Here is a 383-nt window from a genome sequence, read left to right as displayed (position 1 = left end):
CTGCATGCACCTTATCAGTATTCGGCGAGCTGTTCTTTACACCCCGTATAATAAGAAAAAGCAAATACATTAATACCTTCGCATTTATATTTTATAAGATAACTAATAAATGCCGTGTGATGCCGGCTTAGAATAGCATCTCCCCATTTCTTTCCCGTGGGAGTCGTAGGAGGCGACTAAGGGACTCGAGAGTGTGCATTGCAATTTTAGGCGATGGGCTGACAACCTGTCACTATAGTGATATAAATTATCAGTTTCTAGGTCGTTTGTAGTTTGTTCATTCATAGTAATACTCCTGTTTTTATTAATAGATGAAAGAATTGTCATTCCGTCTGCAAGGCCTATTTCTACTGCTTTCTCCCCAAAATATAGCCCTGCTTCTG

General features: G+C 39.7%; 1 pseudogene. It reads right to left on the bottom strand.

Annotation, left to right across the window (positions count from 1 at the left end):
• Window positions 1-102: 102 nt before the first annotated feature.
• A pseudogene (locus ACJ5GX_RS03425) lies at window positions 103-383 on the bottom strand (hypothetical protein); the annotation flags it as partial.

Source organism: Wolbachia endosymbiont of Tuta absoluta (assembly GCF_059414725.1).
Note: the sequence above shows the minus strand (reverse complement) of the source record. Positions and strands in the feature narration are given on the sequence as shown.